Here is a 20,728-nt window from a genome sequence, read left to right as displayed (position 1 = left end):
CGATGATGTCAATAGAATATACGGTTTACTGCGACGATCCCGCCGCCCATGAATTTCGGGTCGAAATGGATGTTCCCCTTGCCGGTGAGGAAGCGCTCCTGCTGCGCTTGCCGGTATGGATTCCCGGTTCCTATCTGATCCGCGAGTTCGCCCGCCACGTGCTCGAGTTGACCGCCGAAGCGGTATTGAGCGATGGCGCGAGACGGCCGCTTGCCGTCACCAAAATCGACAAGTGCTCCTGGCGTGTGCTGCCGCCGCGCGGCGCTCGCGCGGTGCGCTGCCGCTACCGCGTGTGGGCGTTCGACGCCTCGGTGCGCGAAGCCTGGCTCGACACGAACCGGGGGTTTTTCAATGGCACGAGTCTCTTTTTGCGCGTCGAAGGTCGAATCCGCGAGGAACATCGGGTCCGGCTCGTCCCACCCTCCGATTCCCGCTGTGCCGGCTGGCGCGTGGCCACGGCCTTGGATCGTGCCGAGGGGACGGCCCCGTGGAGCTTCGGGGACTATCGTGCGCCCGATTACGACGCGCTCATCGACGCACCGGTGGCGATGGGGCCGCTCGAGTTCGTCGAATTCAGTGCCGGAGGCGTGCCGCATACGTTGGCGTTCACCGGGCAGCTCGAGCCCGTCGACCGGCAACGCCTTGCCGCCGACCTGACGGCGATCTGCAGCACCACCCAGGCGCTGTTTGGCGACATCCCTTTTCGCCGCTATCTCTTCCTCCTGACGCTTACCGACGAGGGCTATGGGGGTCTGGAGCACGGCGAGAGTTCGGCGCTCCTGGCGGCGCGGCGCGATCTGCCCTGGCCGGGGATGGGGGCGCCGTCGGACGAGTACGTTCGCTTGCTGGGGCTCTTCAGCCACGAATATTTCCACGCCTGGGTGGTGAAGCGCCTCAAGCCTGCCGGCCTTTTACCCTACGATCTCTTCAGCGAAAACTACACGCGCCTGTTGTGGCTCTTCGAAGGCTGGACGTCCTACTACGACGATCTGCTGCTGGTTCGTGCCGGGGTGATCGACGCGGACCGTTACCTCGCGCTCGTGGCGAAAACGGCCACGCAGGTGCTGACCACCCCGGGGCGTCTGCGGCAGAGCCTGGCGGACGCCTCGTTCGATGCCTGGATCAAGTTCTATCGCCCCGACGAGAACAGCGCCAACGCCAACGTGAGCTACTATGCCAAAGGGGCGTTGCTGGCCTTGGCGCTCGACCTGCAGCTGCGCGAACGCGGAGCATCGCTCGATGCGCTCGTGCGCCTCCTGTGGGAACGCCATGGCCGCAGCGGCAAGGGGCTGGAAGAAAATACGCCCTTTGCCGTGCTCCATGAGATGGCCGGGGCGCGGCTCGCACGCTGGTTGGAAAGAATGGTCCAGTGCACGGAGGATCCGCCCTTGGCAGCGTTGCTGCGCCGTTTTGGCGTGCAGTGGCGGGAGGTGATGGCCACTTTGCCCGATGCAGGGTTGCGCTTCGAGCGCGATTCGATGCGCGTGGCGACGGTGCGCCGGGGCGGGTCGGCCGAGCGCGCTGGCATCGCGCCGCGCGACGAGCTCATCGCAGTCGAGGGATTCAAGGCGAATTCCGCGCAGTGGGAGAGCGTGCTGCGCCGCCGCGGCGCGGGGGCACGAATCGCCGTGCACGCCTTTCGCGAAGGACGGCTCTTTCAGACGAGCCTCGAACTCGCGCCGCCGGCGCTCGAGCGGGTGGAGCTGCGCCGCATGCCGCGTGCCACGGTGCAACAGCGGGAGCGCCTGACTTCCTGGCTGCATCCCGCCGCGCAGCAGTAAATCGTTCGCGCCGACCTCAGGTGCGGAACTGACGTAGCATCTGCGCCATGGCTTGCGTCATGGTATCGAGGTCGCGCGCGAGCTCCCGTCCCTGCTGCGCCAACTTGGCGAGGGCTTCCGCCATTTCGGCGATGTGGCTCACTTCTTCCGCCTCATGTCGCGTCACGGCGGCCTGCTCCTGGACGCTGTCGCGAATCGCCAGCGCCTGCGCCCCGATCTGATCCATGTTTCGTTCGACGAGGGCGATTTCCTGCGCGGCTTCGCGAGCCGATTCCACGGTCTCGCCCACGGTACGCTGACCTTCGGCCATGTGGGCCACCGTCGTTCCCACTTTTTCTTCCACCTGACTGATCATCTCGCCGATCTCGACGGTGGATTTGGCCGTGCGCTCGGCGAGCTTGCGCACTTCGTCGGCCACCACGGCAAAGCCGCGGCCCTGTTCGCCGGCGCGCGCCGCCTCGATGGCGGCGTTGAGCGCCAAGAGATTCGTCTGCTCGGCGATGTCGCGGATGACCGCGACCACCGAACGCACCGACTGCATCGCTTGGGTGAGCGACTGTACCTCGCCGGCGATGGCGCCCAGTTCGTCGGCGAGCCGCTCGGTTTTCTCGGCGCTCGCGCGCACCCGGGCGGCAGCGGCACGGTTGCGCGCGACCCCCTCGGCCACCTGCTGGGCTGAGCGTTCGGCGTTGGCCGCCACCTCGTCCATGCTCGTGGAGAGCTCTTCGATGCTGCCCGCCATGCGCTGCGCCGCATCCGCCTGCTGCGAGGCGGCGTCCGACGTCTGCAGCGCGCGCCGGGTCTCGTCCTGTACCGCCTCCTCGAGCTTGTGCCCGACCTGGCTCAAGGTGATCACCACCTCATAGAAACGCGCCCGCATGATCTTGAGCGCATCGAGCAGATCGCCGATCTCGTCACGCTGCGGGTCGTCGACGTCGGTGCGCAGATCGAGCCGGGCGATCGAGCGGGCCATGGTAAGCATGTTCCCCATGCCGCGCTCGATGCGCCGCCCGGCCCAGGCAGCCAGGATGGCGAGCAGGACGAAGCCGCTTGCGCCCAGCCCGAGCAAGGCGTATTCGGTACTACGGGCTTCGGCGACGGCGTGCTGCAACCCGGCATCGGTGCGGGCGCGCTGGAAGGCGATGAGTTCGTCGAGCGTGGCATGAACCTCCCGGCCGCGCTCTTCCATCGCCGTGAGATAACCCCCGGCGATGGCCAGCACCGTGTCGCGCTCGGGTGCCCGCTCCAGCGCATCGCGCGCCGTCTTCAGCAGTTCATGATAGGCACGGCGATGCTGTTCGAATTTTTCGAACAGCGCCCGTTCTTCCGGATCGTCGGTTTTTTTGAGGTAGGAGGCGATGCGCCGATCGATCTCGGTGGCGGCGCGATCCATTTCCTGCCACTCTTCGCGGTAATACTCGCCGCTGCCGTACTGGGTGGCCGCTTCGCCAAACGCGCGGTAGAGCATCGAGCCCTTGCGCTCGATGAGCTGCTTCACCGTGGCTAGGTCGGCAAGCGGTAGCACCCGGTCCTGGTAGATGGAGCCCATCATGCTGATCTCGCTTTGCAGGGTCTGCACGGCGGTATACCCCATGCCGGTGAAGAGCAGCATCGCTACGGCCACCGTGGTCCAGAGACGGGCCTTGAGGGTGATGCGGCGCAGGAAGCGCACCGGCGCCGGCGGGCGCAGCTGCCCGCGCTCGAACCGCAGGGAGGGATCGGCGTTCATGCGGGCGTAGAGCGCCTGCGCGGCGGCGATTTCTTCCGGCGCAGCCTTGAGCCGGATGCTCATGTAGCCCGAGCCGTCGGGCAGCGGCGCCACCGTGGCCTTGACCCAGTAGTGATCGCCGTTCTTGCGCCGGTTCTTGACTACGCCCTGCCAGGGGCGGCCGCTCTGAATGGTCGCCCACATATCGCGGAATACTTCGGGCGGCACGTCGGGGTGGCGGATGACGTTGTGCGGCTGGCCGATGAGCTCCTCGCGCGTCATCCCGGCGTATTCGCAGAAGTCGTCATTCACATATTTGATGACGCCTTCCTTGTCGGTGTGCGAGACGATCACCACGTCGTCGCGCACGGGGTATTCCTGTTGCGTCACGGGTTCGTTGATCCGCATGGTCGGACTCTCGGGTTGGTGGATTTTCGTAATTACGGCAGGCGCAATAAAAACTTTAGGAACCTCCTGCCGCGCCGGCGATCATGCTGCTACAATGGCTTGGCATCGGACGGGGGCGTCCTCGGGCGGTGTCATCTTACTTTGATTGTACGGAGTTCGTTCCATGGAAGTGGCAAAAAACACGGTGGTCACGCTGCGCTACACGGTGCGCGACAGCGACGGCGAATTGATCGACGACGGCAAGGAGCCCCTGGTCTATCTGCACGGCGGCTACGACGGCATTTTCCCCAAGATTGAGGAAACGCTGCAGGGCAAGAAAGTGGGCGATACCCTGCGCCTCAAGCTGCAGCCCGAAGAGGCGTTCGGCGAGTATGACGAAGAGCTCGTCTTCGTCGAGGACATCAGCCTCTTCCCCGAGAACATCGAGGTGGGCATGGCCTTCGAGCGCGTGGGCGAAGACGGTGAGGACGACATTCTCTATCGCATCACCGACATCGCCGAAGGGAAGGTGGTGGTCGACGGCAACCATCCGCTCGCGGGCATGGCGCTGGTCTTCGACCTCGAAGTTGCCGATGTGCGTCCCGCCACGCCCGAAGAGATCGCTCATGGACACCCACACGGAGCCGGCGGACACGCCCACTGAGGTACCCGTCGACAAATCCTTCGGCGGCGAGCGCAAGGTTCTGGTGATCGAGGATACGGTCACCAGCGCCGCGGTACTCGCGCGCCATCTGGAGAAGATGGGCTGTATCCCCTTGCTGGCGCACAGCGGCGAAGAGGGGCTGGAAGCGTTTTTTCGCCACGATCCCGACGTCGTGCTGCTCGACGTGATCCTGCCCGGTATCGATGGCATCGAAGTGGCCCGGCGCATCCGCCAGTCCGAGCGCCCCGGCGAGTGGACCCCCATCATCTTCCTCACCGCCCGCAGCGACGACCGGGCGATCGAATCGGGAATCGAGGCGGGCGGCGACGACTATCTCACCAAGCCGGTCTCGTTCGTGGTGCTGGCGGCCAAACTGCGGGCGATGCTGCGCCTGGCGCACGCTCAGCAGAACCTTCTTCTGCTCACCCGTCGGCTCGACGAAGCCAACCAGAAACTGCGCCGGCTCACCAATCTCGATGGACTCACGGGTATCGCCAACCGGCGCGGCTTCGACGACAAGCTCGCCCGCGAATGGGCGCGCTGCCGCCGTGAAGAGCGTCCGCTCGCGCTCTTGATGATCGACGTCGATCATTTCAAGGCGTTCAACGACAGCTTAGGGCATCTGGCAGGCGATGATACGCTGAAGATCGTCGCCGCCACCATCGCCGGGTCTTTGCAGCGTCCGGGAGACATGGCCGCGCGCTACGGCGGCGAAGAATTCGCCGTGGTGTTGCCCAACACCGACCTGGCCGGTACGCGCCACATCGCCGAGCGCATCCGTGAGAACGTGGATAAATTGCGCATTTCCCACCCGGCCCAGGGTATGGCGGAACACGTGACGATCTCCGTGGGCGGAGCCGTGGCGCATCCGGCCGCCTTGCCGGCCATGCCGGCGAGCCGCCTCATCGACTTTGCCGATGCCGCCCTCTATCGGGCGAAAAAAGAAGGCAGGAACCGAGTCGTCATCTTCGATGCGGATGCCATGGCGTCCTCTTTGCCTGCGTCTCGTTGAGTCGAGAGTGCGTGCATCAGCCGCGAAAGCCGTCCTTCCATTGGCGCAGCAGACGAAAGCGCTCGACCGGATCGTCGGGGCAATGCCCGTAATGCCGCGCGAGCGCCGTGGCTACGCTCGGCAAATGTACCCTGAGGAAAGGGTTGATCGCGCGCTCGAGGCCGATCGTGCTCGGCAGCGTCGGCTCGCCGGCCGCCCGTTTTTGCTCGCAACGACGCTGATATTCGGCTCGTTCGGCATTCTCCGGCTCGACCGCCGCGGCGAAACGCAGGTTGGCCAGCGTATATTCATGGGCGCAGCATACGCGGGTCGACTCGGGCAGCGCGGCGAGCCGCTGCAGCGAGGTGTACATCTGCGCCGGGGTTCCCTCGAACAGGCGGCCGCAGCCGGCGGAAAAGAGGGCGTCGCCGCAAAAGACGAAGTCCGCGCCCACATAGGCGAGGTGCCCGCGTGTATGACCGGGAATTTCCCACACCTCGAGTGTGAGGTCCAGTTGAGGAATCGACACCGTATCGCCTTCGCGCAACCGCTGCGTGAGGCAGCCGATGTCTTCGGCCGCTGGTCCGAACACCGGAACGTCGTACTCGACATGCAACGCCGGCACGCCTCCTACGTGGTCGAAGTGATGGTGCGTCAAGAGGATGGCCGCCAAGGCGAGCCTTCGGGTGGCGAGTGCCGCGCGCACGGGGTCGGCCTCGCTCGGGTCGACCACCACGGCGTGCCGGCCGTCGTGCACCAGCCAAATGTAATTGTCGCTCAAAGCGGCGATGGGTTCGAGGAACGTTTGGGTCATGGCTTCTCCTGAAATGCAAGAACCGGCTTTTTCCGCCTGGTTGGAATCGCCGGGTGGGGAACGGGTTTGGGCTTGGTGTGAGGAGGTCGTCGATCGCTTCGTCGCCGACGTCTTTGGATTCTACGCCATCCAGCTCGGCCTGCCACAGCGCGATCTGCTCGCTTCCTGCCGCATTCCCTGGCGCTGGCGCTGCGACCCCGAAGGAGGGGAAGTGCGCGCCGCCTGGGACGAACTGCCGTTCGAAGCGAACGCCCTCGATCTGGTCGTGGTTCCGTTCGCGCTCGATCGCAGCGCCGATCCCCATGCGCTGCTGCGCGAAATCGAGCGCGTGTTGGTGCCGGAAGGTCATGCGCTGTTCTTTGGGTTCAACCCTTGGTATCCTTGGCGGCTGCTCCTGCGCCGCGAGCGCTGGCCGCACTTGCCGGGCAGCATGACCGTGCCGCGTCTCAAGGACCGTCTGCTCGTGCTCGGTTTCGAGCCTCGCGGAGGGCGTTTCGGCCTCTATGCCCCGCCCGGCAACGGGGCGCCATCTCGTGCGCGACGCGCTTTCGAGGCGGCGGGAGACCGCTGGTGGCCGCTCCTGGGCGGCGTCTACGTGCTCGACGCAGTCAAGCGCGTGCCCGGTATGCGGATCATCCAGCCGGATTGGCAGAAACGCAAGAAACAGCGTGCCGAGCGGCTCGCGGCCATCGCCGAGCGTGCGCGACTGGAACGAAGATCGTGAGCGCAGAGAAAAAAGTGGAGATTCATACCGACGGGGCCTGTTCCGGCAATCCCGGCCCCGGCGGCTGGGGCGCGGTGCTGCGCTGGAACGGCCACTGCAAGGAGCTATGGGGGGGCGAACCCGCCACCACCAACAACCGCATGGAGCTGCGCGCGGTGATCGAGGCACTGCGGGCGTTGCGTCGAGCCGTTCCGGTGGCGCTCTACACCGACAGCCAGTACGTGCAAAAAGGCATCACCGAGTGGCTGCCGCAGTGGAAACGCCGCGGCTGGCGTACCGCTGCCGGCAAGCCCGTGGCCAACCAGGACCTCTGGCAGGAGCTCGACGCGCTCGCTTCGCGTTTTCCCATCGAATGGCACTGGGTGCGCGGGCATGCCGGGGACGAAGGCAACGAACGGGCCGACGAGCTCGCCCGCCGCGGTATCGACGAAGTGCGCCGCGGCGCCCTGCAGGAGAAATGAACCATGCATCAGATCGTGCTCGACACCGAGACTACGGGGCTCGATTGGAAGAACGGCGATCGCATCATCGAGATCGGCTGCGTCGAGCTGCTGGCACGGCGCCTTACCGACAATCGCTTCCACCGCTACCTCAACCCCGAGCGCCCGATCGACGCCGGAGCGGTGGAGGTGCACGGCATCACGGACGAGATGCTCGCCGACAAGCCGCGTTTCGCCGACATCGTAGACGAGTTCCTCGACTATGTGCGCGGCGCCGAGCTCATCATCCACAATGCGGCGTTCGACCTGGGATTCCTCAACGCCGAACTCTCTCGCCTGGGACGGGATCCGATCGAGACGGTGGTCAGCGGCGTGATCGACACGCTCAAGCTCGCCAAGACGATCGCTCCGGGCAAGAAGGCTTCACTCGACGCCCTGTGCGAGCGCTACGGCATCGACCACCGCCACCGCACCCTGCACGGCGCGCTACTCGACGCCGAATTGCTCGCCGAAGTCTATCTGGCGATGACCCGCGGGCAGGAAACCCTGATGCTGGATGCAACGCCCGCGGCAAGGGCCCAGCGCGGCGCTCTGCGCGATGGCACCCCACGGCCGGCCCTGCGGGTGCTGCGACCGAGCGAGGAAGAGCTCATCGCCCATGAAGCGGTGCTCGTGGAGATCGACCAGGCGAGCGGTGGCAAGACGCTGTGGCGTACGCTTGCGGTCAGTCGTGCGACGTGACATGGCCGAAGCGCTCCTGAGAAAACCTTACCCGTTCCTCGACGGTTTCCTGAATACCTTTCTCTCTGAGCGTTTCCAAGTGGCGTTCCACGGCGCGGGCACGGGGGAGCAAGCCACAGTTGTTGGCGATCTGGATATTCAGCCCCGGGCGAGCGTTCAGTTCGAGGATCAGCGGACCTTTGTTTTGGTCTAGCACCATATCGACCCCTATGTAGCCCAGATTGCATAGATGGTAAGCGTCGGCGGCGAGCCGCATGAACCCGCTCCAACTGGGCAGCCGAATGCCGTTTACCGCGTTGTTGGTATCAGGGTGCTTCGTGATCTTTTTGTTGTGCCAAGTACCGCCCAAGGTAATGCCGGTAGCAAGATCGACACCAACGCCGATGGCACCCTGATGCAGGTTGGCCTTACCGCCCGACTGGCGGGTAGGCAGACGCAGCATGGCCATGAGAGGATAGCCCATCAGTACGATGATACGGATGTCCGGCACGCCTTCATAGCTGATACTCTTGAAAATCGGATCGGGCTTGACACGATACTCGATCAAGGCACGGTCGCGATGGCCGCCGAGCGAGTAAAGGCCGGTCAGGATATTGGATATGTGATGCTCGATCTCTTCGTGGGTCAAGATTTTGCCGGATACCGTCTTGTAGTGACCTTCGAATCGCCCGGCGATCACCAGAATCCCATCGCCGCCAGCGCCCTGAGCCGGCTTGATGACGAAATCTTGGTGATCCTTGACGATGTCCTGTAGTTTTTCGATGTCTTTCTCGGTCTCGATGACGCCGTACATCTCCGGTACGAGAATGCCCGCCTCGATGGCGCGCTGCTTGGTAAGGATCTTGTCATCGACGAGCGGATACAGACTGCGTTCGTTGTACATGAGCACGTAATCGGCGTTACGCCGGTTGATGCCCATGACCCCTTTGGCTTCCAGGGCCCTCCACGTCTCGATCAGACCGAACATGACTCAGTCCTTTGCCAGGGCTTTGAATCGGAACAATTCGGTCAGGCGATACCCGCGATAGCGTCCCATCGCCAGCATGAAAGCCACTATGAGCAGCAGTACGGACGGGAAGGTGAAGATGAAGTAAGCCAACTCCCGGATATTCATCAGTAAATACGCCAAGCTCGCTGCGATTAGCGTTCCGATCCCCACCTTGAAAGCGTGACCGCCGCCACGTTCTTCCCAGGTGATGGATAGGCGTTCGATGGTCATGGTCAAGATCACCATGGGAAACAGCGAAACCGATAATCCACGTTCCAGGCCGAGTTTGTGACTGAACAAACTGATCGTTGCGATCAATGCCACGACGAAGGTCAGTACCACTGACAAGCGGGGCAACATTTGCAACTTGAGGTGTTCCAGGTATGAGCGCAGCGCCAGGCCGAGCGCGGTGATCAGGGTGAATAGGATGATACCGTAACTGATCTGGGTTTCACGGAATGCCAAAGCGATCAGCACCGGCGTGAATGTACCGAGCGTATCTATGCCAATAAGATTACGAAGTATCAGGATGACCAGCACGCCAACGGGGATCATGAGGATGATCTGGTAAAGCTGCTGGGTTTGCAGCGGCAGGTCATAGAGAGGGGAATACTTCAGGATGTTGGCCTCGGTGTTCTCGTCGATCATTTTGGCTAGGCGGATCGCGTTCAACTCGCTGCTGCTCAACGTGAATGTCACCTTCGGGTTACGACCACCTTCCAGGTTGATCAGTGGCTCGTCACCGGCCCACCAGATCAGACGGTCGTTGGGCAAACCCTGTGCACCGGTTTGTGGATTGAAGAACAGCCACCTATTACCATTGAAACTGCGCAGCCAAAGTTCCGGCGTCTGAGGTTGATCGGCGTTCAATCGGATGGTGTGCACGCGTTCCATCGGCACGTGCGCCATGGAGAGGATCAGCTCGATGACGCGAGCCTTGTTCTGGATCGAGGTATCGCCGCCCAGAAGAATTTTGACATTGTCGTCGTTGTGATTGTTGACCCGCTTGATCGCTTCGCTGATGAAGGTTTCGATGTCGGCGGAGTGCTGACGAATGGATGAAAGCAAGGCTTCGACGGCGATCTTCTCCGGGCCTTCGATCGGGATTGGTTCACGGAAAACAGGCCCTGTGGGTTTGCTTTGCTCTGCGCTGTAGCGCTTGGTCACCACCAAGCGATAATAGAGCGTCTGTTTGCCGTTGGCGCGGCGCGCTGACCAGGTTACACGGCGGTTGCCATTGACCTGGTTCACGCTGACGCCGTAGTTGTTGGAGATGAAACTCTCGTTGAGGCTGACGAAATCCTGATCCAATGGCGGCACATACATCTGCAGTTTCACGGGCACGCCTGGATTGGCTTGGAATTCGATCTTGGCTTCGATATTCCAGAGGTCGTCGATTACGTCTTCGGTAATTGGAATGCCGAGAACGAAGATTTGATAGGCAGTAACCGAAACTCCCAATACAACGAGCAGAGAGATCAGGATCTTCAAATGCAGACTCAGTGCGCGCATGTTGATTACTTATCAGTTTTGGATTTTTTGAGACAACCGGGTTTGCCGGCGGTAAAAGATCGGCTTGGGTCAACCACGGCGCCAAAACTGACGAGGGCATCGGAACCGATCAAAAGCGGGTATTCGAACGAAGTACGGTCGGTGAGGTTGACTTCGATGGTGCGTTTCGTCTCACCGATACACAAGTCGAGCTCGATGACGGGCCTTTCGGTATAGGGCTTTTCTTTTTTCGGGTCGAAATCGTCGGCACGGCGTTTGATCCTACTGATACGCTTGATCGGTCGTTCGATGGGATGTGCGTGTGCACCATCTATGGCCAGATAGAACCGCACCCAAGGCTCCCCCTTGCGCTCGAAACGGGTAATGTCGCGTGCGCTGAGCGACGCGGTCACGGCACCAGTGTCTAGTTTGGCCTTGACTTCCAAGTCGAAATCAGGGATGCCGACATATTCATGCAGGCCATAGATCGTTTTTTCGGCAGCCACGCCGACGAGCGGTAGGATCAGCAGACACAGCGACATGAGATGGGCTTGAAACCTCATGGACCCGACCTCCAAGGAAGAGAAAGATGAAAATCGACTAAAATGACGAAGTCTGGTGAGCATCGTGATGCCGGCTTTCATTGTAGCATTCTGATTTCTTGATTCCCGGTTCAACACGATTCGATACAGTTACGCCGTCCGTGCCACCTCGGAAGGCTACGAAAAACGCCAAGGAAAGACGCCTGCAATCCGGTCGCTGGGGAATTAATTTATGATAATAGGTTATTCGAGACGCTCGAAGGTGCTCATCTCGCTAGTGTCGAGATTCTCCCTCGGCTGCCCGCAGCGCGGCGCGCAGGCGCTCGAACCATGCGATCGCCTCTCCCAGGGTGAGCGCGCGCGGATCGACGTCGGCGAGCGGCTCTAGCCAGGCAGGAAGCACTTCCACGCGCTCGGGTTCGGGCGGCAAGTCGTCGTCCGTGGGTTCACAGGCGAAGAGCTGGGGCTGGCGGCTTTCCTCCAGGGCGCGGGCTTCCAGGCGCGCCAGTTCGCGGCGGGCCTGGGTGAGCACGGCGCGCGGCATGCCCGCGAGCGCGGCCACGTGGATGCCGTAGCTGCGGCTCGCCGGCCCTTCGCGCACCGAGTGGAGGAAGACCACCCGTCCCTCGTGCTCCACCGCTTCCACATGCACGTTGGCGCAGGCTTCCAGCTCTTCGGCCAGGCGCGTGAGCTCGAAATAGTGCGTCGAAAAGAGGGTGAGGGCGCGGTTCTTGCCGTGCAAGTGGCGCGCGATCGCCCAGGCGAGCGCCATGCCGTCGAAGGTCGAGGTACCCCGGCCGATTTCGTCCATCAGTACGAGGCTACGCTCGCTCGCGTGGTGCAGGATATAGGCCGCCTCCGTCATCTCCACCATGAAGGTGGAGCGGCCCGAGGCGAGATCGTCGCTTGCGCCGATGCGGGTGTAGATCGCATCGAGCGGCCCGATGACGGCGCGCCGTGCCGGCACCCAGGCGCCGACGTAGGCGAGCAGGGCGATCAGCGCCGTCTGGCGCATGAAGGTGGATTTGCCGCCCATGTTGGGGCCGGTGATCACCAGCAGCCGCCGAGCCGCGCCGTCGAGCCGCACGTCGTTGGCCACGAAGGTTTCCACCTGACGCTCGACCACGGGATGTCGCCCACCGTCGATCGCGAGCCCCGGCGTGTCGGTAAATTCCGGTGCGACGTAGCCGTAACGTTCGGCGGCTTGCGCGAGCGAAGCGAGCCCGTCGAGCTCGGCGGCAGCGCGCCCGGCCTCCTGTAGCGCCGCCACCCAGGCAAGTAGCTGACGCACCAACTCTTCATAGAGAAAACGCTCCCGCGCGAGCGCCCGTTCGGCCGCCGACAGCGCCCGATCCTCGAAGGACTTGAGCTCGGGGGTGATGAAACGCTCGGCGTTTTTCATCGTCTGGCGCCGACGGTAGTCGGCCGGCACCTTGTCGGCATGCGTCTTGCTCACCTCGATGTAGAAACCGTGCACCTTGTTGTATTCGACCTTGAGCGTCGCGATGCCCGTACGCTCGCGCTCGCGCGCTTCCAGTTCGAGCAGGAAGGCGCCGCAGTCGTTGTGCAAGGCGCGCAATTCGTCGAGTTCGGCATCGAACCCCGGGGCGATCACACCGCCGTCGCGCACCAGCGCCGGAGGATCGTCCGCCAGCGTGCGTTCGAGAAGGGTGAGCGCTTCGGGCGGCACCGTCAGGGAATCGCTCAAGGCGGCAAGGCGCGGCACCTCGCGGTGCGGCTCGAGCAACGCCCTCAGCTCGGGCAGACGGCGCAGCGAGGCGCGCAGCGCCGCCAGCTCACGCGGGCGCACCGTGCCCAACGCAATGCGCGCCGCGATCCGCTCCAGGTCGCCCAAGCCGTCGAGCCGCTCGAGGAGCGCATCCAAGGTGCGCGGTTGCGCGAGCAGCCTGCCGATCACCGCTTGGCGCTCGCGCGCAGCAGCAGCACTGCGCTGCGGATGGTGCAAGGCTTGCTTCAACCAGCGCGCACCCATCGCCGTGCGGGTGAAATCGAGCGTGGAGAAAAGGGTAGGGGAGGATTCGCCGCGCAGCGTCTCGGTGAGTTCGAGGTTGCGCCGCGTGGCGGCGTCGAGCCAGAGATAGTCGTCGTCGCGCTCGAGGCGCAGGGCGCGCACATGGGCGAGCTCGCTCTTCTGCGTCTGGCGCACGTACTCGAAAAGCGCCGCGGCCGCGGCGAGCGCCGGCTCGTGCATCGCTTCCACGCCGAAGGCGGCCAGATCCTGCACGCCGAAATGGGCCGTGAGCAGGCGCCGAGCGATCGTTGCGTCGAACTGCCAGCCGGGCAGGCGGCGCAAGGGTGTGCGCTCCGTCTCCAACACCGCGGGCAAAGGCAGATCCTCGGGCACGAGCACCTCGGCCGGGCGCAGGCGCTCGAATTGCGCTTCCAGCTCGGCGGCATCGCACACCAGCAGGCGAAAATCGCCGCTCGCAAGCGTCAGGGTCGCCACGCCCATTTTCCCTTTGCGGATAAACAACGCGGCGAGCGGCGCATCGCTGCGCTCGTCGAGCAGCGCCGCATCGACGAGCGTGCCTGGCGTGACGATGCGGGTCACCACCCGCTCCATCGGCCCCTTTTGCGCGCCCGGCTCGCCCTGCTGCTCGGCGATGGCCACCGCCAGGCCAGCGCGTATCAGCCGCCCCAAGTACGTCTCCAATGCATGGAACGGGATGCCGGCCATGGGAATGGGGGCTCCAGCCGACTGGCCGCGGGTAGTGAGCGTGAGATCGAGCAACCGCGCGGCCTTCTCGGCGTCCTCGTAGAAGAGCTCGTAGAAATCCCCCATGCGAAAGAGCAGCAGGCACCCCGGATGCTGCGCCTTGAGGCGCAGATATTGCTGCATCATGGGGGTATGGGCGGAGAGATCGGCGACGGAGGGGGTGTGCGACACGGGCATGGGCAAAAACGTTCGATCAGCGTGAAAGCTCGGGCGTGAGGTGCTCACGCACCACGCCGAGCAGCGGCACGAAAACCTTGGGGGTACCGGCCACGACGTTGCCGCTCTCGAGAAAGCCGCCTTCACCGGAGAGATCGCTCACCAGGCCGCCCGCCTCGAGGATCAACAGCGCCCCCGCGGCCATGTCCCAAGGCTGGAGACCGAATTCCCAGAAACCGTCGAATCGGCCGGCGGCCACGTAGGCCAGATCGAGCGCCGCTGCGCCGGGACGGCGAATTCCGGCGGTCTTTTGCGCCAGATCGCGGAAGATCGCCAGGTAGGTGTCGATGTGACGGAACTCGCGGAAAGGAAACCCCGTGCCGATGAGCGCCTGGTGCAGCTTCACCGTGCGGCTCACGCGAATGCGCCGTTCGTTGAGATACGCCCCACTGCCGCGCGAGGCGGCAAAGAGCTCGTTGCGCACCGGGTCGAAGACCACCGCATGTTCCAATATCCCGTCCTTGCGCACGGCGATGGAGATGGCGTATTGCGGTACGCCGTGGATGAAGTTCGTCGTGCCGTCGAGCGGGTCGATGATCCACTCGAACCCTTCCCCGGCCAATGCGCCCGATTCCTCGGCAAGGATGGCATGTTCCGGATACACTTCGCGGATCGTCTCGATGATCGCCTCTTCGGCCGCGCGATCGACCTCGGTGACGAAGTCGTTGAACGCCTTGGCTTCGATGGTGAGGCGCTCGAGCTGCAGGGCCGCGCGGTTTATGATGGCGGCGGCACGCCGGGCGGCCTTGATGGCGATGTTGAGGGTGGGGTGGACGATCATCGGCAAAATCCTCGGTAGTGAAACGCCTTCCGCGGGCGAACTCAAGATTTTACCGTAAAGGGCGGCGAGGCCGGCGGACAGATAACCGGCCCCGGTCGTACGTTTCAGACCCCCCGCACCGACAAGGTCACGTCGATGTTGCCGCGCACGGCGTTGGAGTAGGGGCAGACGTGATGTGCGGCAAGCATCGGTTCTTCTGCCGTGCGTTGAGTTTTTCTCAATGGCGATTTAGAATGAATCACATTGATTCAAAGCATGAAGAGACTACAGATGTCGAAAACCGAGACTCGAGTTCTGACAGTCCACGTGCCTGTCCCTTTGGCCGAGAAAGTCGATGATCTCGCCCGGCGCATGGAGCGGTCGCGGGGCTGGATCTTGAAACAGGCACTTGTGGCCTGGATCGCCCAAGAGGAAGAAAAGGATCGTCTCACGAGGGAGGCACTCGAAGACGTCGATGCGGGGTACGTGGTGGAGCATCGGGTCGTTCAGGAATGGGTCGAACGAATCGGTACCGATCAACCCTTGCCGATGCCCGAGCCGCGATGAGGGAAATACGCTGGACGGGCAAGGCCTTGTCCGACTTGGAGCGTCTCTACGCTTTTCTTGCCCCGAAGAACGAGCAGGTGGCCAAGAGGGTGATGAAAACCCTGATTTCGTCGCCGAGCGTCTTGGTGACGAATCCCCGGATCGGGGAGCAGCTTTTTCAGTTCGCGCCACGCGAGGTTCGTCGGTTGCTCATAAGCGATTACGAGATGCGATACGAGCTCCGTGACGCGGATATCTTCATTTTGCGCATATGGCATACACGGGAGCAGCGCTGAATTGTTGTCACCTATGGTAGACCATGAAGGCGCGCGATCGCTTGCCCGTGTACGCGTCGTGCTGTGCCGTCCTTCGCATCCGGGAAATATCGGAGCGGCGGCGCGAGCGATGAAGACGATGGGTTTGTCCCACCTCGTGCTGGTGGCGCCGCGGTGTTTTCCCGATGCGGAGGCCACGGCCAGGGCCTCCGGCGCGGTCGACGTGCTCGAGCGCGCCGTGGTGGTGGATACCCTCGCCGAGGCGCTTGCCGGGACTGCCGTGAGCGTGGCTTTCACGACGCGCTCGCGCACGTATGTTCAGCCTTTTCGTACCCCCGAAGAGAGCGCCAGCGAAGTGCTCGAGGTGCTCCAGGCCGTACCCGATGCTCAGGCTGCGCTCGTCTTCGGCAACGAGACGAACGGCTTGACGAACGAGGAAGTGTGGCAATGCACTTTCCCGGCAACGATTCCGGCCAATCCCGAGTATTCTTCGCTCAATCTGGCAGCGGCGGTGCAGGTGGCCTGTTACGTACTCGCCCGCACCTGCGAAGCCTTTGCGCCGCAGGCGAGCGCCATCGCGGACGCACCCGATTTCGTGCCCGCTTCGCACGAGGCGGTCGAGGGGTTGCTCGCGCAGTGGCTCACCGTGCTCGAGCGGCTCGATTTCTACGATCCGGCTGCGCCGAAACGGCTGGAGGCGCGGCTGCGGCGGCTGCTTGCGCGCGCTCGGCTCGAGCGGGCCGAACTCGACATCTTGCGCGGCATGCTCAAGGCGGTGGTGCGCAAAATCCCGTAAAATGCTTTGCTTTCCCGCCTGATCCGAGAAAGGAACTTCTCCATGCCCTCTTGGCTGGAACGCCTGCGTGAAGACATCGACAGCATCCTGCAACGCGACCCGGCGGCACGCTCGCGCTGGGAAGTGCTCACCTGCTACCCTGGTTTGCACGCCCTCTGGCTGCACCGGATGGCGCATTTCTTGTGGACGCGGCGCTGGTATTGGCTCGCCCGCTTCCTCAGCCACCTCACGCGCTGGCTCACGGGCATCGAAATCCATCCCGGCGCGAAGATCGGCCGGCGGGTGTTCATCGATCACGGCATGGGCGTGGTGATCGGCGAGACGGCCGAGGTCGGCGACGACTGCACCATCTACCAGGGCGTGACGCTGGGCGGCACCTCGCTCTATCGTGGCGTGAAGCGCCACCCCACGCTGGAATCTGGCGTGGTGGTCGGTGCCGGGGCCAAGGTGCTGGGAGGGTTTACCGTCGGAGCAGGGGCCAAGATCGGCTCGAACGCGGTCGTTGTCAAGCCGGTTCCGCCCGGTGCGACCGCGGTCGGAACGCTCGCGCGTATCCTCGAGCCGGAACAGGAGGAATCGCGCGACGAAGCGCGTCGACGCAAGGCCGAGGAGATCGGGTTCACCGCTTATGGCCTCACCAAGGATCTCGACGATCCGCTCGCCAAGGCGCTGCACGCGCTGCTCGATCATGCGGTGGAATCCGACCGACGCTTCGCCGAACTCGTGCGCCGGCTGGAAGCGGCCGGCATCGCTTTGCCCGATCTGCCCGGCGAGGATCAGGGGTTCGACCCGCAGCGCGTTTCACGTTGGGTGGAATAGGCAGGACGCATCGTCCGAATAGTTGACTTTTTCAGTAGGATAAGCTATCTTGCTCGCGAAACGTCGGCCACGGCCCGGCGGGAGGATGGACGATGCGACTGACGACGAAGGGGCGATTCGCGGTCACCGCGATGGTGGACCTGGCCAAGCACCAGGACAAGGGGCCGGTGGCGCTGGCAACCATCGCCGAGCGCCAAAACATTTCTTTGTCTTATCTGGAGCAGCTCTTCAGCCGCCTGCGGCGCGAGGGTCTGGTGTCGAGCGTGCGCGGGCCCGGCGGCGGCTACCGCCTCGGGCGACCGATGGACGAAATCACCATCGCCGAGATCGTCGAGGCGGTGGACGAGCCGCTCGATACCACGCAGTGCGGCGGCAAGGAAAATTGTCAGAACGACCACATCTGCTCCACGCACCATCTCTGGAGCAACCTCAACGTGCGCATGATGGAGTATCTCGACTCCGTCACCTTGGGCGCCGTGGTGCGCGGCGAGATCAAGCGCGTCGTTTCCCGTCGCCGGCCGAAAAAGAAGAAGGCCAATGAGACGGGTGAGCTCGCCGCCTGCGAGGCTTGCTGAGGCGATGACCCTCGCCCCGGGTGGCGTCTATCTCGATTGGAATGCCACCGCGCCGCTCGCGGCGTCGGCGCGCGCCGTGTTGCAGTCCTGTCTGGACGGAGAGTTGCTCGGCAACCCCTCCAGTCTGCATTCCGCGGGGCGACGCGCCCGTACCCTGCTCGAAGAGGCGCGGCGTACCCTGGCCGACTGTCTCGAGACAGCGCCCGAGGAGATCGTCTTCACGAGCGGCGGCACCGAGGCCAACGCGCTCTTCCTGCGCGGTGCGGCGGCGCTCATGGAGCCTGGCATCATCGCCGTGAGTGCCGTCGAGCACTCCAGCGTCTACGAAACGGCAAGAAGCCTCGCTGCGCACGGTTGGCGCTTCGTCGAGATCCCTGTGGATGCCGCGGGCCGGGTCGACCCGCTCGCCTTCGAGCGCATCCTGCGCGAGCGCCCGGCGCTCGTTTCGGTGATGCTGGCGCACAACGAGACGGGCGTGATCCAGGACGTGGCGAGCCTCGCCCGAGCGGCACGCGAGGCCGGCGCCCTGGTGCATTGCGACGCGGTGCAGGCGGCCGGGAAAATGCCGTTGTCGCGGCGCGCCCTAGGCGTGCATGCGCTCACGCTGTCGGGGCACAAGTTCGGCGCGCCGACGGGGATCGGTGCCCTCGTGCTCGCGCGTGAAGTGGCATTGGCGCCGTTGCTCACCGGCGGCGGGCAGGAGGCAGGGCGGCGCTCGGGCACCGAGAACGTGCCGGGCGCGATGGCCATGGCCGCGGCGCTCGTCGAAGCGCTCGAAGCCAGGGAATCCTTGCACGCCCGCCTGCACGCCTTGCAGCAGCGGCTGGAGGCGGGGCTCCCAGCGCAGGGGGCGGTGATCTTCGGCGCCGGCGCGGCGCGGCTACCCAATACGACGTTTTTTGCCCTGCCCGGCTTGGAAGGGGCGGCGCTCGCCGGTGTGCTCGATCGCGCCGGTTTCGCGGTGGGCACCGGCTCGGCCTGCTCCAGCGCCCAGCCCGGCGCGCCGCGCAGCCTGCTCGCCATGGGCGTGCCCGAGGCGCTCGCGCGCGGGGCCGTACGCGTGAGTACCGGACGCAGCACGACCCAAGCCGACATCGACGGGTTTCTCGCCGCGCTCGCGCAAGCCGCGGGCCAGCTGCGGCGCCTCGCGGCCCTGTGTGCCGATTGAAAGGAATCCTTCATGCAGCGACGACCGATCTACCTCGACTATGCCGCCACCACGCCGGTGGATCCGCGCGTGCGCGATGCCATGATTCCCTGGCTCACCGAACGTTTCGGCAACCCGGCAAGCCGCACCCACGCCTACGGCTGGGAGGCGGAGAAAGTCGTGGAGGAGGCCCGCAGCCGTGTGGCCGAGCTCGTCGGCTGCGAGCCGCGCGAACTCGTGTGGACGTCGGGCGCGACCGAGGCCGACAACCTCGCCATCAAGGGCGTGGCGGAGTTCTACCGCGACCGGGGTCGGCATCTCGTCACCCTGCGGACCGAACACAAGGCGGTGCTCGACAGCGTCAAGGCGCTGGAATCGCGCGGTTTCACCGCCACCTATCTGCCGGTGCGCGACGACGGTCTGGTCGACTTGGACGAACTCGAACGTGCCCTGCGCCCCGACACCCTGCTCGTGTCGGTGGCGCTCGTCAACAGCGAGATCGGTGTCATCCAGCCGATCGAGGAGATCGGGGCGCTGTGCCGCGAGCGCGGCATCCTCTTTCACGTCGATGCGGCGCAGGCCACCGGCAAGGTGGCGATCGACCTGCAAAAACTCGACGTCTCGCTCATGTCCTTCTCTGCCCACAAGACGTACGGCCCCAAAGGGATCGGCGCGCTCTACGTGCGCCGTCGCCCGCGGGTGCGGCTGGAGGCGCAGATGCACGGCGGAGGGCACGAGCGTGGTTTTCGCTCGGGGACGCTGCCCACGCACCAGATCGTCGGCATGGGGGAAGCCTATCGCCTCGCGCGCGCGGAGATGTCCGATGAGCTGCCGCGCATCCGGGCGCTGCGCGACCGGCTGCTCGCCGCCTTGCAGGAACTGCCGGGCATCCACCTCAATGGCGACCTCGAACATCGCGTGCCGCACAACTTGAACGTCTCGGTCGAGGGCATCGAGGGCGATGCGCTGCTCCTGTCGCTGGGCGAGGAACTGGCCGTGTCGGCCGGTTCGGCCTGCACCTCGGCAAGCCTCGAACCCTCCTACGTGCTGCGCGCGCTGGGCCGGTCGCCAGAGCTCGCCCGCAGTGCATTGCGCCTCACCCTGGGGCGCTTCACCACCGCCGAGGAGATCGACACGGCGATCCGCCTGCTGCGCGAGCGCATCCTTGCCCTGCGCGGGCGCTGAAGCGGAACCCCGACGCACGAGCGGCGTCATTTCATCTACTGCAAGCAAAGGAAACGAAGACCATGACGATCACCCTGACGGAACGCGCCGCTGCCCAGGTGCGGCGGATCCTGGAAAAACGTGGCCACGGCCTGGGCCTGCGCCTGGGCGTGACCCCTTCCGGCTGCACGGGCTTTGCCTACAAGCTCGACGTGACCGACGCGGCGGGGCCACAGGATCTCGTGTTCGAGAGCCACGGCGTGAACGTGGTGGTGGCGCAGGAGGATCTGCCCAAGCTCGACGGCACGGTGATCGACTACCGCCGCGAAGGCTTGAACGAATCCTTCAAGTTCGACAACCCCAACGTGAAGGCCACCTGCGGGTGCGGCGAGAGCTTCGCCGTCTGAGAGAGCGCCAGGGCA

The 20,728-nt window shown here is 64.4% G+C and carries 20 protein-coding genes and 2 pseudogenes; 14 read left to right on the top strand and 8 right to left on the bottom strand.

Annotation, left to right across the window (positions count from 1 at the left end):
- Positions 1-2 precede the first annotated feature (2 nt).
- Complete coding sequence (locus EPD80_RS02530) at positions 3-1,781, top strand: M61 family metallopeptidase (RefSeq protein ID WP_221928782.1); 1,779 nt, start codon at positions 3-5, stop codon at positions 1,779-1,781.
- Positions 1,782-1,797: 16 nt separating this feature from the next.
- On the opposite strand, the gene EPD80_RS02525 is transcribed toward EPD80_RS02530, so the two are convergent.
- On the bottom strand, positions 1,798-3,897 hold the full coding sequence (locus EPD80_RS02525) for a methyl-accepting chemotaxis protein (protein ID WP_142809126.1): 2,100 nt from the start codon (positions 3,895-3,897) through the stop codon (positions 1,798-1,800).
- 163 nt (positions 3,898-4,060) lie between these two features.
- On the opposite strand from EPD80_RS02525, the gene EPD80_RS02520 reads away from it, so the two are divergent.
- Together EPD80_RS02520 and EPD80_RS02515 are read left to right on the top strand one after the other, a co-directional pair.
- On the top strand, positions 4,061-4,540 hold the full coding sequence (locus EPD80_RS02520) for an FKBP-type peptidyl-prolyl cis-trans isomerase (protein ID WP_028874187.1): 480 nt from the start codon (positions 4,061-4,063) through the stop codon (positions 4,538-4,540).
- The gene (locus EPD80_RS02515; protein WP_142809123.1) at positions 4,503-5,552 is read left to right on the top strand and encodes a GGDEF domain-containing response regulator; all 1,050 of its coding nucleotides are present in this window, start codon (positions 4,503-4,505) and stop codon (positions 5,550-5,552) included. The genes EPD80_RS02520 and EPD80_RS02515 overlap by 38 nt, the downstream gene beginning before the upstream one ends.
- 16 nt (positions 5,553-5,568) lie before the next feature.
- Here EPD80_RS02515 and gloB read toward each other — a convergent pair whose 3' ends face one another.
- The gene (gloB, locus tag EPD80_RS02510; protein ID WP_142809121.1) at positions 5,569-6,345 is read right to left on the bottom strand and encodes a hydroxyacylglutathione hydrolase; all 777 of its coding nucleotides are present in this window, start codon (positions 6,343-6,345) and stop codon (positions 5,569-5,571) included.
- On the opposite strand from gloB, the gene EPD80_RS02505 reads away from it, so the two are divergent.
- Genes EPD80_RS02505 through dnaQ form a run of 3 tightly spaced genes read left to right on the top strand, consistent with a single transcriptional unit; the run spans position 6,344 to position 8,250 of the window.
- On the top strand, positions 6,344-7,069 hold the full coding sequence (locus EPD80_RS02505) for a class I SAM-dependent methyltransferase (RefSeq protein WP_206673205.1): 726 nt from the start codon (positions 6,344-6,346) through the stop codon (positions 7,067-7,069). The genes gloB and EPD80_RS02505 overlap by 2 nt on opposite strands.
- Positions 7,066-7,530, top strand: a complete 465-nt coding sequence (gene rnhA / locus EPD80_RS02500; protein WP_142804485.1) for a ribonuclease HI — start codon at positions 7,066-7,068, stop codon at positions 7,528-7,530. The genes EPD80_RS02505 and rnhA overlap by 4 nt, the downstream gene beginning before the upstream one ends.
- A gap of 3 nt (positions 7,531-7,533) precedes the next feature.
- Positions 7,534-8,250, top strand: coding sequence for a DNA polymerase III subunit epsilon (gene dnaQ, locus EPD80_RS02495; protein WP_142809119.1), 717 nt, complete (start codon positions 7,534-7,536; stop codon positions 8,248-8,250).
- Here dnaQ and EPD80_RS02490 read toward each other — a convergent pair.
- The 6 genes and pseudogenes from EPD80_RS02490 to EPD80_RS11555 all read right to left on the bottom strand — a co-directional run.
- On the bottom strand, positions 8,234-9,217 hold the full coding sequence (locus tag EPD80_RS02490) for an alpha-L-glutamate ligase-like protein (protein WP_142809118.1): 984 nt from the start codon (positions 9,215-9,217) through the stop codon (positions 8,234-8,236). The genes dnaQ and EPD80_RS02490 overlap by 17 nt on opposite strands.
- A gap of 3 nt (positions 9,218-9,220) precedes the next feature.
- Entirely contained in the window at positions 9,221-10,750 is a 1,530-nt protein-coding gene (gene rloB, locus EPD80_RS02485; RefSeq protein ID WP_142809116.1) for an osmotic stress tolerance membrane protein RloB, read from the bottom strand.
- 5 nt (positions 10,751-10,755) lie between these two features.
- Positions 10,756-11,292, bottom strand: coding sequence for a retropepsin-like aspartic peptidase RloA (gene rloA, locus EPD80_RS02480; protein ID WP_142804480.1), 537 nt, complete (start codon positions 11,290-11,292; stop codon positions 10,756-10,758).
- Positions 11,293-11,545: 253 nt separating this feature from the next.
- Positions 11,546-14,185, bottom strand: coding sequence for a DNA mismatch repair protein MutS (mutS, locus tag EPD80_RS02475; protein WP_221928781.1), 2,640 nt, complete (start codon positions 14,183-14,185; stop codon positions 11,546-11,548).
- 16 nt (positions 14,186-14,201) lie between these two features.
- The gene (locus tag EPD80_RS02470; RefSeq protein ID WP_142804479.1) at positions 14,202-15,005 is read right to left on the bottom strand and encodes an inositol monophosphatase family protein; all 804 of its coding nucleotides are present in this window, start codon (positions 15,003-15,005) and stop codon (positions 14,202-14,204) included.
- 104 nt (positions 15,006-15,109) lie between these two features.
- Positions 15,110-15,184: pseudogene (locus tag EPD80_RS11555) on the bottom strand (organic hydroperoxide resistance protein); the annotation flags it as partial.
- A 91-nt stretch (positions 15,185-15,275) separates the two neighbouring features.
- On the opposite strand from EPD80_RS11555, the gene EPD80_RS02460 reads away from it, so the two are divergent.
- From EPD80_RS02460 to EPD80_RS02425, 8 genes and pseudogenes are all read left to right on the top strand, one after another.
- Positions 15,276-15,551: a CopG family ribbon-helix-helix protein gene (locus tag EPD80_RS02460; RefSeq protein ID WP_142809114.1), complete on the top strand. Its 276-nt coding sequence runs from the start codon at positions 15,276-15,278 to the stop codon at positions 15,549-15,551.
- On the top strand, positions 15,548-15,826 hold the full coding sequence (locus EPD80_RS02455; RefSeq protein WP_142809112.1) for a type II toxin-antitoxin system RelE/ParE family toxin: 279 nt from the start codon (positions 15,548-15,550) through the stop codon (positions 15,824-15,826). Before EPD80_RS02460 ends, EPD80_RS02455 begins: the two co-directional genes overlap by 4 nt.
- A gap of 13 nt (positions 15,827-15,839) precedes the next feature.
- The gene (locus EPD80_RS02450) at positions 15,840-16,601 is read left to right on the top strand and encodes an RNA methyltransferase (RefSeq protein ID WP_142809110.1); all 762 of its coding nucleotides are present in this window, start codon (positions 15,840-15,842) and stop codon (positions 16,599-16,601) included.
- 42 nt (positions 16,602-16,643) lie between these two features.
- Positions 16,644-17,420, top strand: coding sequence for a serine O-acetyltransferase (gene cysE / locus EPD80_RS02445; RefSeq protein WP_142809109.1), 777 nt, complete (start codon positions 16,644-16,646; stop codon positions 17,418-17,420).
- A gap of 92 nt (positions 17,421-17,512) precedes the next feature.
- On the top strand, positions 17,513-17,995 hold the full coding sequence (locus tag EPD80_RS02440) for an Rrf2 family transcriptional regulator (RefSeq protein WP_142809107.1): 483 nt from the start codon (positions 17,513-17,515) through the stop codon (positions 17,993-17,995).
- A gap of 4 nt (positions 17,996-17,999) precedes the next feature.
- On the top strand, positions 18,000-19,163 hold the full coding sequence (locus EPD80_RS02435; protein WP_142804474.1) for a cysteine desulfurase family protein: 1,164 nt from the start codon (positions 18,000-18,002) through the stop codon (positions 19,161-19,163).
- A 12-nt stretch (positions 19,164-19,175) separates the two neighbouring features.
- Positions 19,176-20,318 (top strand): annotated as a pseudogene (locus tag EPD80_RS02430) (IscS subfamily cysteine desulfurase); the annotation flags it as partial.
- A gap of 71 nt (positions 20,319-20,389) precedes the next feature.
- Positions 20,390-20,713 (top strand): HesB/IscA family protein, encoded by a 324-nt coding sequence (locus EPD80_RS02425; RefSeq protein ID WP_055422756.1) that lies wholly within the window; start codon positions 20,390-20,392, stop codon positions 20,711-20,713.
- The last annotated feature ends 15 nt before the right edge of the window (positions 20,714-20,728 follow it).

It is taken from the genome of Tepidiphilus olei (assembly GCF_006980705.1).
GTDB classification, from domain to species: domain Bacteria; phylum Pseudomonadota; class Gammaproteobacteria; order Burkholderiales; family Rhodocyclaceae; genus Tepidiphilus; species Tepidiphilus olei.
Note: the sequence above shows the minus strand (reverse complement) of the source record. Positions and strands in the feature narration are given on the sequence as shown.